Genomic DNA, 19,463 nt, shown 5'->3' with positions numbered 1-19,463 from the left:
CCCGCATGACCGCCGTTCATTATGCCGCCACCAACGGACCCGCCTGGCTGACCCGCTTATTGATGTGGGCCGGCGGCGCGCTGTTCATGGTGACGTTGTTATCCACGCTGCTGGGTATCATCGCCCGCTACTTCGGCTGGTCCGGCCTGGAGTGGACGTTTGAAACCGCGGAAATCTCGTTTATCTGGGTGACCTTTCTCGGCGCGGTGCTGGCGGAAATCCGCGGCGAAAACGTGCGTTTCCTAAGCCTGGTGGCGCTGTGCCCGCCGGCGGTCCGGCGCGGGCTACAGTTATTATCCTCGCTGGTCTTGCTGGGCATCAGCCTCTGGCTGCTGGCCAGCGGCCTGAAGATTGTGCAAACCTCCGCCTGGGTCCCCACGCCGGTGCTGCGGTTGCCGAACGGCGTGATTACGCTGTCGCTGGTCAGTTTTGCCGCCATGCTGATGTGGCTTGCGGCATGGCGCATCCGGCGGTTCTTTTATCCGCGTTCCGGTGAGGCTTTATGACCGTCCTGATCCTGGTGTGCGCTTTTCTGATCCTTCTGTGCGCCGGCGTGCCGATTGCCTGGGCCATTGCCGGCGGCAGTATCGCGGCGCTGATGTTCGGCGATTTTCCGATGCCGGTCGCCTGGCTGGCGCAGCAAACCATTCGCGGCGCCGACACCTATACGCTTATCGCCATTCCGTTATTCCTGTTTGCCGGGGAGCTGATGAATCGCGGCGGGTTAACGCACCGCATCATGCAGGTGGCGGAGCATGTGTTCGGCCGCTTCCGCGGCGGGCTGGGGCTGGTAAATGTCGCCACGGCGTTTGTCTACGGCGGTCTGACCGGTTCGGCCACCGCCGATACCAGCACGGTGGCCAAGGTCATGATCCCGATCATGGAGAAAAAGGGGTATCCGCGCGACTTCTCCGCAGCGGTCACCGCCGCGTCCGGCACTCTGGGGATTATAGTGCCGCCGAGCGTGATCCTGCTGCTGTACGGCGTATTAACCAATACCTCCATCGGCGGGTTGTTTGTCGCCGGGGTTATTCCGGGCGGCATGCTGGCGCTGGTGTTTATGGCGACGGCGTGGATTATCGGCGTGCGGGAAAACTTCCCGCGCGTGGAGGGTAAATTTGATTTCGCCCTGTTCCGGCGCGATTTGTGGCGCGCATTGCCGGCCATGTTTATGCCGGTATTCGTGCTGGGCGCCATTGTCACCGGGTTCGTTACCGCCACGGAAGCGGCGGGTCTGTCGGTGGTGTATGCGCTGTTGATTGGCGGGTTATTTTATCGCGAGCTGGGCTGGCGCGATCTGATCCCGGCGATTATCGAGTCCGTGGCGCTGACCGGGTCGGTGATGATTATCATGGCGGTGGCGGTTCCTTTCGGCTGGCTGTTGACCGTGACCCAGGTGCCCCATATGGCGGCGGCATGGATTGGAGCGCTGCAGACCGGGCCAGTGGTCACCATGCTGCTGGTGATCCTGGTGCTCAAAGTGGTGGGCTTCTGGATCGATCTGGGGCCGGCGATGATTATCCTGGCGCCGATCCTGGTGCCGATCGCCAAAGCGGCTGGGTTCGAGCCTTACCAGATTGGCCTTATCTTCACGCTGACCCTGGGCTGGGGGTTGTTTACCCCACCCATCGGCACCAATATCTTCGTGGTGTGCAATGTGGCCAAAATCGACATCGGTCCGGTATCGCGCAGGCTGATCCCGTTCTGGTTCGCCACGGCGTTCGCCATTGCGCTACTGATCTTTTTTCCTTCATTAACCCTGTGGTTGCCCGGCCTGATGGGTTACTGACGCGCACTTGGACGAGAACTGAATGAAACATTTAGTCGGTGGTATATCCAGCGCAGGCCGCGCTTTGCCTGAAATCGACGGTTACACGCCGGTGATTGAAAAAGCGGCGGGGGCCTGGCTATGGGATCAGCGCGGTCAACGCTACCTGGATACCGCGCTGGGTTTCGGCGCGACGCTGCTCGGCCATAATCCGCCGTCGGTGGTGGATGCCGTGCGGCAAACTCAGCAGGATATGCTGATGCCGGCGTTTCCGCATGCGCTGGAAGAAGAGGCGGCCGCCCGGTTAAGCGACCTCACCGGCGAGCTGGATAAAGTCATTTTTGTCAACTCGGGCAGCGAGGCGGTGCATCTGGCCGCCCGCGCCGCCCGCGCCGCCACCGGACGGCGCCTGGTGGTAAAGTTTGCCGCCGGTTATGACGGCTGGTTCGATAACGTCGCCTTCGGCAACGCGGGGTCGGCGCCGGCGGAGATGCCGGGGACCGCGCGCCCGGAAAAAGAAGGCATGCTGCTGCTGCGCTACAACGATTTCCAGGATGTCGACGCCCTGTTCGCCGCATATCGGGATATCGCCGCCATTATTGTCGAACCGGTAATGGCCAACGCGGGTTGCATTGAACCCGCCGCGGGATACTTGCAATACCTGGCCGAACGCGCGCATCAGGCGGGCGCCCTGGTTATCCTGGACGAAGTGCTGATGGGTTTTCGTTTGCATGCGGGGTTGGCCGGGCATCTGCTCGGCGTGGACGCCGATTTCGCCACCGTCGGCAAAGCCATCGGCAGCGGGACCGTGGTCGCGGCGCTGGTGGGCAAAGCGCGGCATATGGCGGTGTTTGACGACGGGCGGGCGGTGCGGGCGGGAACCTACAGCGGCAACCCGCCGGTCTGCGCCGCGGTGATTGCCACCCTGGCCGAACTGCGCCGGCAGGATTACCGGCAGCTGCTGGCGCGCGGGGACGCGCTGCGCCAACGGGTGACGGCGGAATGCCGGGCGCGGGGCGTGGCGCTATCCAGCTCCGGCTACGGCACGGTATTCACGCTGTGGCCCCGGGCGTCGGCCCCGGAGGATTATCCACAGGCGCTGGCGGCGGCCGATAAACAGTGGAGTCTCGACCTGCATATCGCCCTGCGCCGCCGGCTTATCTTAACCATGCCGTTTGTCTTCGGCCGGTTTTATCTGTCGTTCAGCCATGACCAGCAGTCGGTTGACCTGCTGGCCGCGGCGTGCGGCGCGTCGATTATGGCGCTGTGAGCATAGGCACGGCCTGGTCCGCGCAGGGCCGGGTCACCCAGTCGCGCAGGCACTGGGCCAGGCGGCGAGTGCCGACATGCGCGTCTTCCGGCACCAGCAGCGCCAGATCGAGCGGCCTTAGGGTGGGCAGGTGCTCATTGGGGCCCAAAATGCGCCAGTCGGCGGGGATCACCGACGCGGGCAACACCGTCAGCGCCCGGCCGATCCTGACCGCCGTCTGCACCCCGGACAGATGGGATGAGGTACAAACGATGCGCCAGCGCAGCCCGGCGTGGTCCAGCGCCGTCACCACCTGCGGCCGGGCGCGGCAACCTTCCGGGAACAACACCAGCGGCAACGTGCCTTGCCGTTCGGGGGAGCATCCTGGTGCGGTGCACCACAGCTGCGGCTCCTGGCGCAAAAATTCGCCGTTGGCCTCGCCGGGCTGGCGGGTAACAATGGCCAGTTCCAGATGGCCGTCGCCGAGTAGTTTTTCCAGCTTGCAGGAAAAATCGCTGACGATCTCCACCTGCAAATGCGGGTTGGGCTCGGAGAACCGTTCGATCAGCCTGGCGCCGATGGTGTCCAGATAGTCATCCGGCATCCCGATGCGGATGCGTGACTTTGCCGCGAAGCAGCCCAGCGCGGTCAGGGCCTCTTGCTCGAGCGCCAGCATGCGGCGGGCATAACCAATCAGCTTTTCGCCGGACGCGGAGAGGGAGATGCCCTGGCGCGAACGCTCCAGCAATCGCTGGCCCACATGTTTTTCCAGCCGGCTTAACATGATGCTGACGGCGGCCTGGGTTTTGCCCAGCTGTTCGGCGGCGATGGTGAAGCTGCCGCACTCGTAGACCGCGATAAACGCGGCCAGGGTATCGTTATCAAGGTGGCGCATGGGTTCTCCTGGCCAAAACCGGCAGGAAGATCATGCAATTTTTGTTCCACCCCGCAGTTGTTAGCGGCCGCGCGCCATAAAACGCCGGGCCAGGATCGGCAGCGAGATTACCGCAATCAGCATCAGGCCGACGATAATGGACATCACGATGCCCGGCACGTTCAGCAGGCTCAGTCCAAAGGTCACCAGTCCCATCAGGAAGGCGGCGATAATCACCCCGGTCATGCTGCCTGAACCGCCGAGCACGTTAACCCCGCCTAATACCACCATGGTGATGACGCTTAGCTCCCAGCCCAGGGCTAGGGTGGGGCGGGTGCTGCCCAGGCGCGAGGTAAGCAGCACCGCGGCCAGGCCGGACAATACGCCCACCAGCATAAATAGCACCAGGTTATGGCGTTTTACATTTATGCCGGAGTAATAGGCGGCGACCGGATTATTGCCGATGGCGAAGGTGCGGCGGCCAAAGTTGGTTTTATGCAGCAGAAAGTAAAACATCAGCGCCAGCAGGATAAATAACGCAAACTCGAACGACAGCGCGCCGAACACATAACCCTGGCCGAACCAGGCAAAATCCGGCGGATAGCGGTTAATGGACCGATCGCCCAGCAATACATAGGTGATGCCGCGAAACAAACTCATGGTGCCGATGGTGATAACGATGGAGGACAGATTCAGCCGCGTCACCAGCAGGCCGTTAATCATGCCGCACAGCAGCCCGACACCCAATCCGACGCACACCAGACCGGGCGTCGCCAATCCGGCCTGGGCGCAAAATCCCATGATGGTGGAGCTGAGCGCCATGATCGACGCCACCGACAGATCAATTTCCCGGGCGATGATCAGCATTGCCATCGGCAGGACGATAATCGCTTTTTCGGTGAAATTAAACGTAGCGTCCGACAGGTTCCAGATATTCAGGAAATAAGGTGAGGCGGCGGCGTTAAGGGCGAACACCGCCACCGTCACGGCCAGCAGGAAACCTTCCCAGCTCAGCAGGCAGCGGATAAACGGGTTCTGGCGCAGCGGGGCCGGCTCTGGATGCGGGTGCGAGGATAAGGTCTTGTTCATAAACCGGTCCCTTTAGTCGGTCCGTCCTGTTGTAAGGACTGTTGCGCAAGGGCTACATCGCGCAGGATCAGGCGTCCCCTACGCTTATTGGCGCGTTCATTCATGATGACGGCGATGACGATGACGCCGCCGGAAATCGCCATTTGCCAAAACGGCGATACGCCGATGACCGGCAGGGCATTATTGATGACGCCCAGGAACAACGCGCCCAGCAGGCAGCCCGGCACGGTGCCGATGCCGCCCATGGTGCTGATGCCGCCTATCACGCAGGCGGCGACAATCTGCAGTTCGAACCCGTTGGCGACGTCGACATAAGCCACCGCGAAGCGGGTGATCCACAGATAGCCGCTGAACCCGGCCAGCGTTCCCGATAAACAGAAGCTGATAAACTGCATTTTCCCGGCATTGATGCCGGCGTAGTACGCCGCCGTGGGGTTGCCGCCGGCGGTATACAGCGCGCGCCCGGTACGGCTGTAGCGCATAAAATAGCCGACCGCCGCCAGCACGGCCAGCGCGCACCATCCCAGCACCGGCAAATGCAGGAACACGGCGCGCGGCAGGCTGAGAAAGGCGGAACTCATTTGGTGGGCGTTGATCCAGCCGCCGCCGGACAGCAAAAAGATGATGCCGCGGTAAATGCTCATGGTGCCGAGCGTTACGACAATCGACGGGATGCCGAGTTTCCACACCAGCGCGCCGTTGATGGCGCCCATCAGCAAACCGGTGAGGGTGGCGACGGCCACCAGCAGCCAGATGGGCAGATCCGGGTAATGGAAATTCAGCAGCGCCACAATCATGCCGGTTAGCGCCAGGTTGGCGGCCATCGATAAATCGATGCCTTTGGTCAGCAGGACCATCATCTGGCCGAGGGCCAGGATAATCAGGATCGCGGTATCGTTGAACATGTCCAGTACGTTGCCGGGGTATAAAAACTCCGGCGACCGGCTGCCGACCCCGAGTATCATCAACAGGATAACCACGGCCAGGAATAGCTCGCGGTGCTTAAGTAGGTTTTTCATGATTACGCGGCCTCCTCGCCGCTACCGCTGGCGACGCTGACAATCATCTCCGCCGTCACGTCGGCGGCGTTGAATTCCCCAACCATCAATCCTTCATGCATCACGATAATGCGGTTGGCCATGCCCATGATTTCAGGCAGCTCCGACGACACCATGATCACCGCCAGCCCAAGGCCCACCAGTTCGGCCATAAACTGATGCACCGCCGCTTTTGAGCCGATATCAATCCCTTTGGTGGGCTCGTCAAGAATGATGATCTGCGGCTGCGTCGCCAGCCATTTGCCAATCACCACCTTTTGCTGGTTGCCGCCGGATAAGGTCTCCACCGATTGCCGCCAGCTGAACGCCTTGACCTGCAGGCGCCTGGCGTATTCATCCGCCAGGGCCCACTCCTTCTTTTCATTGAGGATGCCGGTTGGGTTAAGGTGGCTGAGCTGCGGCAGGCTGATATTCTGGTAGATAGGCAATTCGATAATCGCCCCCTGCTGCTGGCGCTCTTCGGGCACGTAAACGATCCCGGCGCCGATGGCCTCGGCGGGGTGGGAAAAATGCCGCGCTTTACCATTGATGATGATCTGCCCATGGCTGGGTTTGGTGACGCCGAACAAGGCTTTCATTAACTCCGTGCGTCCGGCGCCGACCAGGCCGTAAAAGCCGAGGATTTCACCTTTACGCAGCGAAAAACCGATGGCCGAAAACTCGGTGGGATGGCACAGGTCGCGGACCTCCAGCAGGGTTTCGCCCGGCATATGGGAAGGGCGGGGATAGGCCTGGCTGATTTCACGGCCGACCATCATGGTGACCATTTTTGCCTCGGTCATGTCGCTGATATGGCCCGACCCGATATAACTGCCGTCGCGCAGCACGGTGTAATAGTCCGAAATGGCGAAAATCTCGTCGAACTTATGTGAAATAAACAGGATGGCTTTTCTTTCCTGCTTCAGGCGGGCAACGATTTGGTAGAATTCGCTGATTTCGTGCTGGGACAGCGCGGCGGTGGGTTCGTCGAGGATCACCACCTGGGCCTCGAAGGACAGGGCGCGGGCAATCGCCACCATATGGCGCTGGGCGATACTCAGCTCTTTTAATACGGCGCGCGGGTCAATCTGCACGTCCAGCCGGGCCAGGATCTCCGTGGTTTTTTGCCGCATCGCCGGCCAATCGAGGCGTTTGAATATCCCGCTATACAGGTAGTGCCCGGCAAAAATATTCTCCGTAACCGACAGCTCGTCAAACAGCACGGTTTCCTGATGGATGGCGGTAATGCCGAGCTTATGGGCGGACTCCGGGTTCGCCAGCTTTATCGGGATATCTTTATACAGGATCTCGCCTTCCTCCGGCTGGTAAATCCCGGTCATTACCTTGACCAGCGTCGATTTACCCGCGCCGTTTTCGCCAATCAGCGCCGTCACCCTGCCGGGATAAAGGTCGACCCGGACGTTTTCCAGCGCCCGGACCCCCGGAAACTTTTTGGTGATCCCTTTTAATGACAATAATGGTGTGGTATCGGTCATCACGTCCCCCGTATTACCCTCCCGGCATTAAAAACCGGCCCATCCCCGGCGGGGGCGAGCCGGCGAGCGCATCAGAATATTTTAGAATACTGATCGATATTACTGGCGTCGTAGACAAACGGCTTGGACATCGCGCCATTGCCGTCCGCATCCAGCTGCACCTGACCCAGCCGTCCCATATTGGCCTGCGTGGGCTTGGTCTTGCCCTTGACCAAATCATAGGCGATATAGGTAGCGGCATAACCGAGGTCGATAGGATTCCAGATGGCGAAACTTTTGGTCGCCCCGGATTTCACCGCGCCGGCCATTTCCGACGGCAGGCCAAGGCCGGTCACATACACCTGGCCGATTTTACCCTGGTCCTTGACCGCCTGGGCCGCGGCCACGATACCCACCGACGAAGGGGAAATAATGACCTTCAGGTTGGGGTAGGTCTTCAGCAGGCCGATGGTCTCGCGGTAGCTTTTATCCGACAGGTCATCGCCGTAGGCGACCGTGACCAGGTTCACCGAAGGGTACTTCGGCAACACCTTTTTCATTTCGGCAATCCACAGGTTCTGGTTAGTCGACGTAGGGGTGGCGCTTAATATCGCCGCGTCCCCTTTTTGCAGGCCCAGCGCCGCGACGGCATCCGCCGCCAGCTGGATATTCATTTGGCCGATCAGGTCGTTACTGGACGGATTGAGATGTATCTGACGGCCTTCCTTGGCCACGCCGGAATCCCAGGACACTACTTTGATGCCGCGCTGCATGGCTTTTTTCAGCACCGGCACCAGGGCGTCCGGGTCGTTGGCGGACACCGCGATAGCATCCACCCCTTGCGCAATCAGGCCGTTAAGCACTTCAATCTGCGCTTCCGCCGTGGTGGTGGTGGGGCCGGTATAAATCACTTTGACATCGCCAAGCTCTTTGGCGGCCTGCTGCGCGCCGACGTTCGCCGCCTCGAAGAAGCCGTTGCCCAGCGATTTGGCCACCAGCGCGATTTTGACTTCGGCGTAGGCCGTGCCCGCCAGCGCCAGGCAGGACAACATCAGGGTACAACTGAGAATTCGTTTTAATTTCATCGTATGTACTCCAGCTGATCATAATAATGCATGGAAAATACAGGGTATTAAAACTGATGCGGCACGATCGTGACGCCCGGCGCACTTGCGATCGCGGGGACGGGGTTGCTGCGAGGTTATGGCCGGTAATCACAAGCATTAACCTCCCGGGAAGGCGTTATCATGACTCTAGGACCAAGGGCGGTACGCCGCCTTTATGCCATTGCCAGCTCTTGTCCGATCATGGCAGTGACAGAAAGGTGTGGATGAGCGACATCACAAATCAATAACATTTATTTAATGAAAGGGTCTGGTGATGCCATGGGTATTTTCAGCGTTGCCGCCGGAGGGTGGGGCAGGCGGCAAAAACGATCCCGTACGCTCCCCTGGCCGAATTCCAGGGGCTGGGCCATGCGCCGACGATCCGGCAGCCGCACCGTTGCTCCAGCCACACATACAGCGATTGGCGGTCCAGCCCGTCGGCGCAGGGCATGGCATGATGGGCGAAGATGCGCGGCGATAGCCAGCCGTGTGAAAACGCGATCGTCCGGCGATCGCGCCACTGCTCAATGTTGCTGCCGGCGCTCCAGCATATCACGGGCCCAGCGGAACTGGCGATTGGCGGCGCGCAGCCTGACCTCGTCGGAAGCCAACCCCGCCAGCGCGAGCAGCGTTTGCTCCTGCGTGGCGTTCAGCGCGCGCGGTTGGTAATCCATTACACACAATGACCCCAACGCAAAGCCATCGGGATCGACTACCGGAGCGCCGGCATAGAACCGGAAGTGGGGGGAGTTCGCGACCGCCGGGTTGTCGGCAAAAAGCGTCGCGCGCGACAGGTCCTCTACTGCGAAGACCCCTTTTTGCAGGACGGTGTGATTGCAGAAAGCCCAGCTGCGCGGAGTTTGCGTGAGTTCCAGCCCCTGGCGTGACTTAAACCACTGGCGCGTAGGGGTCAGCAGCGTCATCAGCGCGATGGGCATCCGCAAATTCTGACCGGCAAGCCAGGTCAGACGATCGAAAGCTTCCTCGGGCGCCGTATCCACCAAACCGGAACGATCCACCGCCACGAGGCGCTGGCCTTCATTGTCCGCCAGGGGGAAAGACAACGGGAATTCAAAGTGCTCCAAGGGGGCGTCGGCATCAGTTAAGGCGGTGAGAATCGCGTCCGGGAGCTGCTCGGGCGGCACAACCCGGACGGGCAACGGGGCGCGATCCGGTGCCATTGCCATGGCGTCGGCGCGGCCCACGGCCACCAGCCGCGTCTGTCCCAGGGCGGGATGGTCGGCCAGGTGATACAACAAGGATCGCCGCTCAGCGCGCGCGTCGGCCAGATCGACCACCACCACCGCCGGTAAGCGGTAGCCGATGGCGAAAGAGGTCGCGTAGACGTCCCCGTAGGCCTCGACGGCGCATTCGCCGACCGTGGACAGCAGCCCTTCAAGCAGCGGGCGGCGCGCCGGCGAAGCGAGCAGGACGACCCGCGCTGATGAAAACGCCGGCGAATGATCTTTCTTCTTCGCCATAAAGGCCAGGACATCGGCGCGGTACACGCGGCGATGACCCCCAGGGGTCTTCCACGAGGTTAAGGTCCCGCCTTCCATGAACAACTGGGCGGTGCGTACAGAAATACCGAGCAAATGCGCGGCCTGGGACGTAGTCAGTATATCTTTTTCCATAGGTCTCTAACGCTTGGGGGCTGGGTTCTTTCCGAAGCTTGGTCCATTTTTGATAAAATATCAATTTTTTATGAAAAATCGGTAAAATTTGATATATTTGACATAATTGATACCCGATCATATAGTTTCTCCGCGCCGCGCAAACCGCGGCGATCATGTTCGCTGGCAGCGGGCGCCGGAGTTGTCGTCTCTTCATTACATGGTTCGTCCGAATCTCGCGCTGCCTCCCGGTCCACCTATAAGACTTGAAGACGGAGTGCCCTGATGACCCATTCTACCCCTGAGAAAAATTCCACCACCATGACAGTGGACATGGACGGCAGCGATGTGCATGGACGATACGACTTCATCGTTTGCGGGACCGGGCCTTCCGGCTCGGTCGTCGCGGCGCGGCTGGCGGAGAACCCGCAGGTGCGCGTGCTCCTGATCGAGGCCGGCGGCAGCGACGATGTGTCGGAAGTCATGAACCCGGCCCAATGGCCCCTGAACCTGGGATCGGAGCGTGACTGGGCATTTTTCGCGCAGCCTAACTCGCATTTGAACGGCCGGGCCATCCCCCTTAACATGGGCAAGGTGCTCGGCGGCGGGTCGAGTATCAATGTCTGTGTGTGGGCGCGCGGGCATCGAAACGACTGGGAACACTACGCCGCGGAAGCGGGGGATAAGGGGTGGGGCTACGAATCGGTCCTCGGGATCTATCGCCGTATCGAGGACTGGCAGGGCATCCCCGATCCGTTACGTCGCGGCGTGGGGGGACCGGTGCACGTGCAGTCCGCCGCCAAACCGCAGCCGATCGCCAGGGCGATGGTGGAAGCGGCCCAGTCCCTGGGCCTACCGGCTTTCGAAAGTCCCAACGGGGAAATGATGGAAGGCCGGGGGGGCGTGGCGATCAACGATCTGATCATCAAGGACGGGCGGCGCTCCTCTATTTTCCGTTCGTATGTGTATCCGCTAATGGGGCAGCCCAACCTGACGGTACTGACGCGGACCCTAGTGAGCAGGCTGATTTTCCAGGGCAAAGCGGTCGTCGGCGTGGAGGCGATCGAGGGCTCGACGACGCGTCGTTATATGGCGGAGCATGAAGTCATTCTCTCCCTGGGCGCGATCCAAACGCCCAAGGTATTGATGCAGTCCGGCATCGGACCCGCGCAAGAGTTGCAACGGCACGGCATCCCGGTGTTGCAGCATTTGCCGGGCGTGGGTCGGAACCACCAGGACCACGTTTCATTCGGCTGCATCTTCGAGTACCGCGAACCGCAGCCGATCGGACATGGCGGTTCCGAAGCCACGCTGTACTGGAAAAGCGATGCCGGCCTGGCGCGTCCCGATATGTTCCATTGCCAGGTCGAGTTCCCGGTGCCGAGCGCGGAAACGGCGGCCCTGGGCGTGCCCGAGCACGGATGGACGATGTTCGCGGGCCTTGCCCACCCCAAGAGCCGGGGATTGCTTCTGCTTTCCGGTCCAGATGTGGACGATCCGATCCGGATAGAAGCCAATACGCTCTCGCATCCGGACGATCTCAGGATGGCGTTTGCCAATATCGAGCTTTGCCGTGAACTTGGCAACGCCCCCGTCTTCGACACCCTGGTAAAGGGTGAGGTCCTGCCGGGCAAACTCAGTCCCCAGGCGATGAAAGCCTATGTGCGTAACTCGGCGGTTACCTACTGGCACCAGTGCTGCACGGCCAAGATGGGGCGTGATTCGATGTCGGTGGTCAACGGCCGGTTGAAAGTCTACGGCGTCGATCGGCTACGCCTCGCCGATGCCTCGATCCTGCCCGATGTCACCAGCGGCAATACGATGGCACCGTGCGTGGTTATCGGCGAAAGGGCGGCGGAAATGATCAAGGCCGACTATCGCATCTAGCGGCGGGGCGGCGCGCGGGAGAAATCAGGGATTACGGCATGGCGCGGTTTGGACTGGGCGTGAAATGACGGTTTTATGCGCGGGAAAACCGTCATAGGAAATAAATATGACCGCCTACAGCAGCATGGGCAGGGTGACGCCGGCCGTTTCCCGGCTACGTCGCGCGTAACGCGGGTCGCACTTCAGCAGCGACATAATCACCAGCTCCACCAACAGCATGACGCCCACCTTGGAATGCAGGGCGCCGGCGGTGAAGGGCCCTTCCGGTTTAGCGGCCACCAGCAGCACATCCGCCATGGCGGCCAGCGGACTGCGCGAGGTGTTGCTCAGCACGATGATGCGGCTACCGCGTTTGCGCGCCTGTTCAACGACATAGAGCACATCGCGGGTCGAGCCCGAGCTGGAAATGGCCAGCGTGACATCGCCGGCGGCAAAGCTGACGCTGTTCATGGCGGCCAGATGGGCGTCGGTGAATACCTGGGCCGGCATGCCGAGCCGCAGCAGCTTATAGTGCAGGTAATCCCCCATGGTGGCGCTGGCGGCGACGCCGAAGATCTGTATATGGCGCGCATGGTGCAGCAGGTCCGCCGCCGCGTCCAGATTGCCGCGCTTGATTAACCTGCCGGTATCGCGCAGCGCCAGCGCGCACTCGTCGATAAGCGTGGCGATATCGTCGCGGCTTTCATCGGGCTGCGCCGGCGCCGCCTGCTGCAGGTTGATGGCCAGCGCCATTTTAAATTCGGTGAAACCCTTGCAGCCGAGGTGACGGCAAAAACGGGTGATGGTCGCCTCACTGGTGTCGCTTTCCCGCGCCAGTTCAGTGATGGTCATATACAGCACGCGTTCCGCCTGCTGCATCACAAAGCCCCCCAGTTTTTGCAGCGCCGGGCTCAGGCCCGGCATATCCAGCCTGAGATTCAGCAGCAGATTCTCTTTTTCGTTCATCCGATCCTCGTTGGTTCCTGGCCTGGAAGCGTAGTTTGGCCTGACGGCGGGACTTTCACCAGCCGATTCTTGTCCCGGGCGGATAATTAAATGCTATGACGATAATTATTTCTTTTTTATTTTATAGTGGTAAAAATTATCATCAATACTTGGATTCCCGAAGGAAATTTTCATGTCCCTATTTCACAGCGGCGGCGAGAGCGCCTGGTTCGAGAAAGCCCAGCGCTTCGGCAAATCCTTTATGTTGCCGATCGCGATATTGCCGGCGGCGGGATTATTACTGGGCATTGGCGGCGCGCTCTCAAATCCCAACACCATCACCGCGTATCCGTTCCTCAACATTGCCTGGCTGCAGGGTATTTTTGCCGTGATGAGCAGCGCCGGCACCATTGTCTTCGCCAACCTGGCGGTGCTGTTTGCCGTGGGGGTGGCCGTTGGCCTGGCGCGTAACGATAAAGGCACCGCCGGCCTCGCCGCGCTGCTGGCCTTCCTTATCATGAACGCCACCATCAACGCGCTGCTGACCCTGTCCGGCCAGCTGGCCGCCGGCAATCCCGGCGCCGTGGGACAGGGAATGTCGCTGGGTATCCAAACCCTGGAAACCGGCGTGTTCGGCGGCGTGGTGGTGGGGCTGGCCAGCGCCTGGCTGCATCAGCGCTACCATAAGATCGCCCTGCCGCAGTTCCTCGGTTTTTTTGGCGGCTCGCGCTTTGTGCCCATCGTCTGTTCCCTGGCGGGGATCGTGCTCGGCGGCGTGATGGTGGTGGTGTGGCCGCACTTCCAGAAGGTGATTTTCGGTTTGGGCGCACTGGTCGATCAAACCGGCTACCCGGGCACCTTCCTGTATGGTTTTATCCTGCGCATGCTGGGGCCGTTCGGGCTGCATCATATCTTCTACCTGCCGTTCTGGACCACGGCGCTGGGCGGCAGTGAAATCATCAACGGACAGCTGGTGGAGGGCACGCAGCGCATCTTTTTTGCCCAGTTGGCCGATCCGCATACCGCGCAATTCTATGCCGGCACGTCGCGTTTTATGTCCGGCCGCTTTATTACCATGATGTTTGGCCTGCTGGGCGCCTGTTTGGCGATGTACCACACGGCGAAACCGGAAAATAAAAGTCGGGTCGGCGGCCTGCTGCTTTCCGCGGCGCTGACCTCGTTCCTGACCGGCATCACCGAGCCTATTGAATTCTCGTTCCTGTTTATCGCCCCGTTCCTATATGTGCTGCACGCGGTATTCGACGGGCTGGCCTTTATGCTGGCGCACATGCTGCACATCACCATCGGCCAGACGTTTTCGGGCGGGTTTATCGATTTTATCCTGTTCGGTATTTTGCAAGGCGAAGCGAAAACCCATTGGCTGTTGGTGCCGCTGGTGGGCGTGCCCTGGTTCTTCCTTTACTACTTCTCGTTCCGCTACCTGATTACCCGCTTTCAGTTGAAAACCCCGGGACGCGAAGACGATGCGGCGATAGCCGACGGAGAGCCTGCCGAACGAGGCTCGCGGGCGGCGCTGGTCATCAGCGCGCTGGGCGGCAGGGACAATATCAGCGAGCTGGACTGCTGCGCCACCCGCCTGCGGGTAACGGTGAAGGATGGCCTGCGGGTCAACGAAGCGGTGCTGAAACAGACCGGCGCGCGGGCGGTGGTGCGGCATGGTAAAGGCATACAGGTTATCTACGGGCCGCACGTGACGGTGATTAAAAATGAAATTGAGGAGATATTGGCGTTATGAGTCGTTCCATGCTGGAGGCAATTAGAGGACAACTGGTGGTGTCGTGCCAGGCGCTGGAAGATGAGCCCTTACACAGCGACTTTATCATGGGCCGCATGGCCCTGGCGGCGAAACAGGGCGGCGCCGCGGCGATCCGCGCCAACAGCCTGGCGGATGTGCGCGCGATTATGGCCGGCGTGGAGTTACCGGTGATCGCCATTCTCAAACGCGATTATCCCGGCTGCGATGTCTATATCACCGCGACCATAGCCGAGGTAGATGAGTTGATGGCCGCCGCCCCCGCGATGATAGCCCTGGATGCCACGGCGCATCCGCGCCCGGACGGGGTCACGCTCGGCGACCTGGTGCGCACCATTCGCCTGCGCTATCCGCAGTTGCTGTTAATGGCGGATATCGCCACCGTGGACGAGGCGCGCGCCGCGGCGGCGCTGGATTTCGACTGTATCGGCACCACCCTGCACGGCTATACCGCGGAAACCCGGGGCCGCACGCTGCCGATGGATGATTTCGCCTTTCTCGGCGCGGTCCTGGCCGCCGTGGATAAACCGGTGATTGCGGAGGGCAATATCACCACGCCGGAGATGATGGCGCGCTGCCTACGGCTCGGCGCCCATGCGGTGGTGGTGGGCGGGGCGATTACGCGCCCAAGGCAGATCACCGAACGTTTTGTGGCGGCGTTGCCGGGCTAAACGGGCCTGCCGGTCATGACTGGGGAATGCCAGGCATAACCTGCCGCCGGCAGGGCAGGGTAAAGCCGCTACGAATCGGTCTTGGGCTGGGAAACGTGTTTTGCCGCCGCGTGGTTGGCGGCCTTAATCGCCTCGCCGAGCGGTGCGCCGTCATTAAACGCCTGGCAAAATGTGCCCATAAAACAATCGCCGGCGCCGTGAGTGCTGACCAGTTCTACGGGTTCCGCTGGAAAAAACGCATAAGCATCAGCGATATCGGAAAATGCGACTCCATGCCCGCCGGCGGTGACCATCACGATGGGGAACCGCGCTTTTAAGGCTAAGACCGCCTCGCCGGCTGAATCAAGGTCGTTTACCGCCACGCCGGACATATCGCGCGCCTCCACCGAATTGACCGCCAATACGTCGATGCATCGTTCGAAATCAGCGGAAAGCGCGGTGGCGGGCGCGGCATTTAGACACACCATGATCTTACGCCTGCGGGCTTCCCGCGCGGCGGATAAATTGACGCTTTCCGGCACTTCGTTTTGTAAAATCAGCATGCCGACGCCCGACCAGACGTCATCATGCGCTAATCTGTCCGTATTGATGCGGGTATTGGCGGCGGAGACCACTATCGCGCCATAATCACCTTCGGCGTCGGTCATGGCCACGCTCATGCCGGACGCTATCGAGCCGATAGTTTCGATATGCGTGGTGTCGACGCCGCAATCCCGCAGCGTTGCGATCAGGAACCGGCCGTTGTCGTCCGCGCCCACGGCGCCCAGGAACGCCACGCCGGCCCCCGCCTTGGCCGCGGCGATGGCCTGGTTGCCGCCTTTGCCGCCGAACTTGTATGAACACCCGGTGCCAATCAGCTGATAGGACGGGAGGCTGCTTTTATACAGCGACAAAATGAAATCCTGCAATCGGTCGAGGCCGCCAACATAACGAAACAGGGCATATTGTCCTGGCTGGATATAGATAGCGTCGCCGGAGGATGCGTCGCCCAGGGTCTCGTCTGCCGATAGCGCGGTGGCAAACTGCGTAACCAGTTCATCATCCTTGTCCCTGCTGGGCTGCGAACGGCGCAGGCCATAAACTACCGGCGGTAGGCTATCCATTTTAGCCAGGTAGCTTTCCCAGAATAGCCGGCGTTGTCGCTCCTGCTGATGATGATACTGCTCCAATGTGCTGGAAAACCGATGCGTCACGCCCTGTAATTGCTTGCCGGGCAAATGGATAAACTCAGGTTCCGGGGGAGCAATCGCCGGCAGTTGAATCGGCGGGCACATCTCGGTCATATCCGCGATATTTCCCCGGCGGTAGCTGCCGGGGGGCATGCCGAACTGCCGTTTAAACGCACGGGTAAACGTCTGTTGCGAATCGAAGTTATAGTGCAGCGCGATGTTCAATACCGAACGATGCGTCAGGCGCAGCGCCAGCGCGGTTTTGGACAGCCTGCGTTCGCGGATATAGTGGCCGAGTACCCGGCCGGTCTTTTTTTTGAATTCCCGCTGCAAATGCCATTTGGAGTAGCCTACCTTTTCGGAGACCGCATCCAGCGACAGGCCCTTTTCCAAATATAATTCCAGCCATTGAAGCATTTCATGAATGATATTGACATGCATAGTCGTGGTTCCTGTACCCGGAGGCGCGCCGTGGCGCTATTTTATGGCAATTATCTGGTCATGATGCTTACCGCGGGCTGACATCACTGTCAGAAATGGCGCCTGCGCGGCGAATAATATCCGGACGTGATGCGTAAATGGACTATCTGACAAAAATGTTATCTTCGCGTCATGCTGGGGTCAGGTGCCCGCCGATAGACTGTTTAAACCGGCAAACACCCTGGCCGGCTCACTTAAGCGAGGTGAAGTAGGAAAATGATTAAGTTAATCATGGCGACGTTAATGCCCGGTATCCGTTTTTTTTGCCAGTGTAGCCGCTTATCACCAACGCCAGGCTGACATTTTCCTGACATTCCCGTCAGCCAACGCCAGAAATTGCCACAAAAAATTCCCGCCGGGGAGGACGCGGCCGATGCCGTTGCTGGGAACCCGCCGCCGCTATACCCAAAAAATCAACGCTAGCAACTGGGGCGACAGGATACGCAAGAACATGACCATCGGATAAACGGTGGCGTAGGAGAGCGCCGCCGCGCCGCTGGTGCCGTGGAGGGCGTTGGCGAAAGCCAGCGCCGGTGGGTCGGTCATCGAGCCGGCAAGCATGCCGCACAGGCTGAGATAATTCATCCTGAACACCACCCGCGCCAGCAAACCGACGCTAATCAGCGGGATGGCGGTCATCAACGCCCCGTAACCCAGCCACGATAATCCGTCGCCGTTTATCAAGGTATGCACAAAATCCCCACCGGATTTAAGTCCCACCACGGCCAGGAACAGCACGATGCCCAGCTCGCGCAGCGCCAGGTTGGCGCTCGGCGGCATAAACCAATACAGCTTGCCGATGCTGCCGATGCGTCCCAGGATAATCGCCACCACCAGCGGCCCGCCCGCCAAGCCCAGGCGCAGCGCTGCGGGGAACCCCGGAACATACAAAGGCAGCGATCCCAGCACCACCCCAAGGCCAATGCCGATAAATACCGGCAGCATCTGCACCTGCTGAAGTTTTTGCCGCGCGTTGCCCACCACAGCGGCCACGGCGTTAATCGACTCCAGCCTGCCCACCAGGTTGAGTATATCGCCGAATTGCAGGCTGGCGTTGCTGCCGGCCACCAGTTCCACTCCCGCGCGGTTCAGGCGCGATACCACCACGTCGTATTTCTGTTTAAAATTCAGGTCGCGGATCTTTTTGCCCAGAACTTTCTCGTTAGTCACCACCACCCGTTCCATGCGCAGGTCGGTGCCCTGCATGGAAAGCGAGGTATCGACCTGCTGGCCGATCACCAGGCGCGCTTTTTCCAAATCGGTTTTCAAACCGACCAGATGCAGCAGATCGTCGCCTTGGATAACGGTGGTGGGCAGCGGCACAATCAACGCCTCGCCGCGTTTTAAGCGTGAACAGACGATTTCACTACCGTTCAGCACCGGGACATCCTGGATCGCCAGCCCTTCTAGGTTGGCGTTGATGACGCGGATATTCATGGTCTGCAGCTGGGCGTGGCTGGCGCCGCTGTCGGTGTCGTATTGCTCGGCTTCGCGATCGATATTGATGCGCAGCGCAAAGCGGATAAGCCACATGGTCAGCAGAATGCCGCAAATGCCGAAGGGGTATGCCATGGCGTACCCCATCCCCATCTGGTTAATCTGTACCATCTCGGTGCCGAGATCGGCCAGGATCTGCTGTCCGGCGCCCAGGGCCGGCGTATTGGTTATCGCGCCGGAAAACACCCCGAGGACCACGGGCAACGGCACGTCGAATGCTTTATGGATAACGGCCGCCAATAGCATTCCCAATACCACCACCAGCATGGCGAACAGGTTGAGGCGCAGGCCGGACACGCGCAACGAGGAGAAAAACCCCGGCCCGACCTGGATGCCGATGGTATAGACAAACAGGATAAGGCCGAATTCCTGGATAAAATGCAGCATATCGCCATTGAGGCTCAACCCCGCCGTTTGGGCGAAGTGGCCGACGATAATGCCGCCGAACAGTACGCCGCCGATGCCCAGGCCCACCCCGTAGATTCGCCAGTTGCCTATCCATAACCCGACCACCGCCACCAATGCCAGCATACTGACCGTTAGTGCAATATCACTCATTAAGCATCCCTGGAGAATCTTGAGGTTATAGATAAGGATTTTGTCAGAGGCACGGCCGGGGAAATGGGGTGGAGAGCACAAAACATTCATAACGCTGGTTTATTTTTTATTATCCCGCGCCTGCGCCTACCGGGTTATGTTGAAACAGCATAACCGAAAAAATTAAAAGAATTTCTGGGGTTTGATGGGCGATGATATGTTTTTCCCGTCGGGAAGCACCCAACCCTAACATATAAAAGACATCACTTAATTCGCGTCAGGCAAAAAATGGATCGCCAACGTTGATGAAAGG

16 protein-coding genes are annotated in these 19,463 nt (G+C 60.1%); 6 read left to right on the top strand and 10 right to left on the bottom strand.

What is annotated here, in order from left to right; genetic code table 11:
• Positions 1–5: 5 nt before the first annotated feature.
• From GRH90_RS10930 to GRH90_RS10920, 3 genes are read left to right on the top strand one after another with little or no spacing between them, the layout of a single operon-like run.
• The gene (locus tag GRH90_RS10930) at positions 6–506 is read left to right on the top strand and encodes a TRAP transporter small permease (RefSeq protein ID WP_162365985.1); all 501 of its coding nucleotides are present in this window, start codon (positions 6–8) and stop codon (positions 504–506) included.
• Complete coding sequence (locus GRH90_RS10925) at positions 503–1,789, top strand: TRAP transporter large permease (protein ID WP_162365984.1); 1,287 nt, start codon at positions 503–505, stop codon at positions 1,787–1,789. The genes GRH90_RS10930 and GRH90_RS10925 overlap by 4 nt, the downstream gene beginning before the upstream one ends.
• Positions 1,790–1,811: 22 nt before the next feature.
• Positions 1,812–3,038, top strand: coding sequence for an aminotransferase class III-fold pyridoxal phosphate-dependent enzyme (locus GRH90_RS10920; RefSeq protein ID WP_162365983.1), 1,227 nt, complete (start codon positions 1,812–1,814; stop codon positions 3,036–3,038).
• Here GRH90_RS10920 and GRH90_RS10915 read toward each other — a convergent pair.
• From GRH90_RS10915 to GRH90_RS10885, 7 genes are all read right to left on the bottom strand, one after another.
• Complete coding sequence (locus tag GRH90_RS10915) at positions 3,025–3,912, bottom strand: LysR substrate-binding domain-containing protein (RefSeq protein ID WP_162365982.1); 888 nt, start codon at positions 3,910–3,912, stop codon at positions 3,025–3,027. The two genes, GRH90_RS10920 and GRH90_RS10915, sit on opposite strands and share 14 nt — an antisense overlap.
• A gap of 60 nt (positions 3,913–3,972) precedes the next feature.
• On the bottom strand, positions 3,973–4,980 hold the full coding sequence (locus tag GRH90_RS10910; protein WP_162365981.1) for an ABC transporter permease: 1,008 nt from the start codon (positions 4,978–4,980) through the stop codon (positions 3,973–3,975).
• Positions 4,977–6,002, bottom strand: coding sequence for an ABC transporter permease (locus GRH90_RS25905; protein ID WP_162366189.1), 1,026 nt, complete (start codon positions 6,000–6,002; stop codon positions 4,977–4,979). Before GRH90_RS25905 ends, GRH90_RS10910 begins: the two co-directional genes overlap by 4 nt.
• The gene (locus GRH90_RS10900; RefSeq protein ID WP_162365980.1) at positions 6,002–7,513 is read right to left on the bottom strand and encodes a sugar ABC transporter ATP-binding protein; all 1,512 of its coding nucleotides are present in this window, start codon (positions 7,511–7,513) and stop codon (positions 6,002–6,004) included. Before GRH90_RS10900 ends, GRH90_RS25905 begins: the two co-directional genes overlap by 1 nt.
• Positions 7,514–7,584: 71 nt before the next feature.
• Positions 7,585–8,544, bottom strand: coding sequence for a rhamnose ABC transporter substrate-binding protein (gene rhaS / locus GRH90_RS10895; RefSeq protein ID WP_376766072.1), 960 nt, complete (start codon positions 8,542–8,544; stop codon positions 7,585–7,587).
• A gap of 343 nt (positions 8,545–8,887) precedes the next feature.
• Entirely contained in the window at positions 8,888–9,154 is a 267-nt protein-coding gene (locus GRH90_RS10890) for a GntR family transcriptional regulator (RefSeq protein WP_162365978.1), read from the bottom strand.
• The gene (locus GRH90_RS10885) at positions 9,123–10,232 is read right to left on the bottom strand and encodes a GAF domain-containing protein (protein WP_162365977.1); all 1,110 of its coding nucleotides are present in this window, start codon (positions 10,230–10,232) and stop codon (positions 9,123–9,125) included. Before GRH90_RS10885 ends, GRH90_RS10890 begins: the two co-directional genes overlap by 32 nt.
• 264 nt (positions 10,233–10,496) lie before the next feature.
• Between GRH90_RS10885 and GRH90_RS10880 the strand changes: the two genes are divergently transcribed.
• Positions 10,497–12,098, top strand: coding sequence for a GMC family oxidoreductase (locus GRH90_RS10880; protein ID WP_218586237.1), 1,602 nt, complete (start codon positions 10,497–10,499; stop codon positions 12,096–12,098).
• 114 nt (positions 12,099–12,212) lie between these two features.
• Here GRH90_RS10880 and GRH90_RS10875 read toward each other — a convergent pair whose 3' ends face one another.
• Positions 12,213–13,043, bottom strand: coding sequence for a MurR/RpiR family transcriptional regulator (locus tag GRH90_RS10875; RefSeq protein ID WP_162365976.1), 831 nt, complete (start codon positions 13,041–13,043; stop codon positions 12,213–12,215).
• Positions 13,044–13,215: 172 nt separating this feature from the next.
• Between GRH90_RS10875 and GRH90_RS10870 the strand changes: the two genes are divergently transcribed.
• Positions 13,216–14,778 carry a PTS transporter subunit EIIC gene (locus GRH90_RS10870; RefSeq protein ID WP_162365975.1) on the top strand — a complete coding sequence of 521 codons (1,563 nt, stop codon included), beginning with the start codon at positions 13,216–13,218 and terminating at the stop codon, positions 14,776–14,778.
• Positions 14,775–15,467, top strand: coding sequence for an N-acetylmannosamine-6-phosphate 2-epimerase (locus tag GRH90_RS10865; protein ID WP_162365974.1), 693 nt, complete (start codon positions 14,775–14,777; stop codon positions 15,465–15,467). Before GRH90_RS10870 ends, GRH90_RS10865 begins: the two co-directional genes overlap by 4 nt.
• A 68-nt stretch (positions 15,468–15,535) precedes the next feature.
• On the opposite strand, the gene GRH90_RS10860 is transcribed toward GRH90_RS10865, so the two are convergent.
• A complete protein-coding gene (locus tag GRH90_RS10860; protein WP_162365973.1) occupies positions 15,536–17,077 on the bottom strand; it encodes a PfkB family carbohydrate kinase in 1,542 nt (513 codons plus the stop codon).
• Positions 17,078–17,515: 438 nt separating this feature from the next.
• Complete coding sequence (locus tag GRH90_RS10855; RefSeq protein WP_162365972.1) at positions 17,516–19,171, bottom strand: putative transporter; 1,656 nt, start codon at positions 19,169–19,171, stop codon at positions 17,516–17,518.
• Positions 19,172–19,463: the final 292 nt, after the last annotated feature.

Source organism: Acerihabitans arboris, assembly GCF_010131535.1.
Taxonomy (GTDB): Bacteria; Pseudomonadota; Gammaproteobacteria; order Enterobacterales; family Enterobacteriaceae; genus Acerihabitans; species Acerihabitans arboris.
The sequence above is the reverse complement of the archived record's forward strand: the minus strand, read 5'-3'. Positions and strand labels throughout refer to the sequence as shown.

Excerpts from the sequence above, each read along its gene's own strand:
- GRH90_RS10930 (WP_162365985.1), top strand. The coding sequence starts at position 6 with ATGACCGCCGTTCATTATGCCGCCACCAACGGACCCGCCTGGCTGACC.
- GRH90_RS10925 (WP_162365984.1), top strand. The coding sequence starts at position 503 with ATGACCGTCCTGATCCTGGTGTGCGCTTTTCTGATCCTTCTGTGCGCC.
- GRH90_RS10920 (WP_162365983.1), top strand. The coding sequence starts at position 1,812 with ATGAAACATTTAGTCGGTGGTATATCCAGCGCAGGCCGCGCTTTGCCT.
- GRH90_RS10915 (WP_162365982.1), bottom strand. The coding sequence starts at position 3,912 with ATGCGCCACCTTGATAACGATACCCTGGCCGCGTTTATCGCGGTCTAC.
- GRH90_RS10910 (WP_162365981.1), bottom strand. The coding sequence starts at position 4,980 with ATGAACAAGACCTTATCCTCGCACCCGCATCCAGAGCCGGCCCCGCTG.
- GRH90_RS10900 (WP_162365980.1), bottom strand. The coding sequence starts at position 7,513 with ATGACCGATACCACACCATTATTGTCATTAAAAGGGATCACCAAAAAG.
- rhaS (WP_376766072.1), bottom strand. The coding sequence starts at position 8,544 with ATGTTGTCCTGCCTGGCGCTGGCGGGCACGGCCTACGCCGAAGTCAAA.
- GRH90_RS10885 (WP_162365977.1), bottom strand. The coding sequence starts at position 10,232 with ATGGAAAAAGATATACTGACTACGTCCCAGGCCGCGCATTTGCTCGGT.
- GRH90_RS10880 (WP_218586237.1), top strand. The coding sequence starts at position 10,497 with ATGACCCATTCTACCCCTGAGAAAAATTCCACCACCATGACAGTGGAC.
- GRH90_RS10875 (WP_162365976.1), bottom strand. The coding sequence starts at position 13,043 with ATGAACGAAAAAGAGAATCTGCTGCTGAATCTCAGGCTGGATATGCCG.
- GRH90_RS10870 (WP_162365975.1), top strand. The coding sequence starts at position 13,216 with ATGTCCCTATTTCACAGCGGCGGCGAGAGCGCCTGGTTCGAGAAAGCC.
- GRH90_RS10865 (WP_162365974.1), top strand. The coding sequence starts at position 14,775 with ATGAGTCGTTCCATGCTGGAGGCAATTAGAGGACAACTGGTGGTGTCG.
- GRH90_RS10860 (WP_162365973.1), bottom strand. The coding sequence starts at position 17,077 with ATGCATGTCAATATCATTCATGAAATGCTTCAATGGCTGGAATTATAT.
- GRH90_RS10855 (WP_162365972.1), bottom strand. The coding sequence starts at position 19,171 with ATGAGTGATATTGCACTAACGGTCAGTATGCTGGCATTGGTGGCGGTG.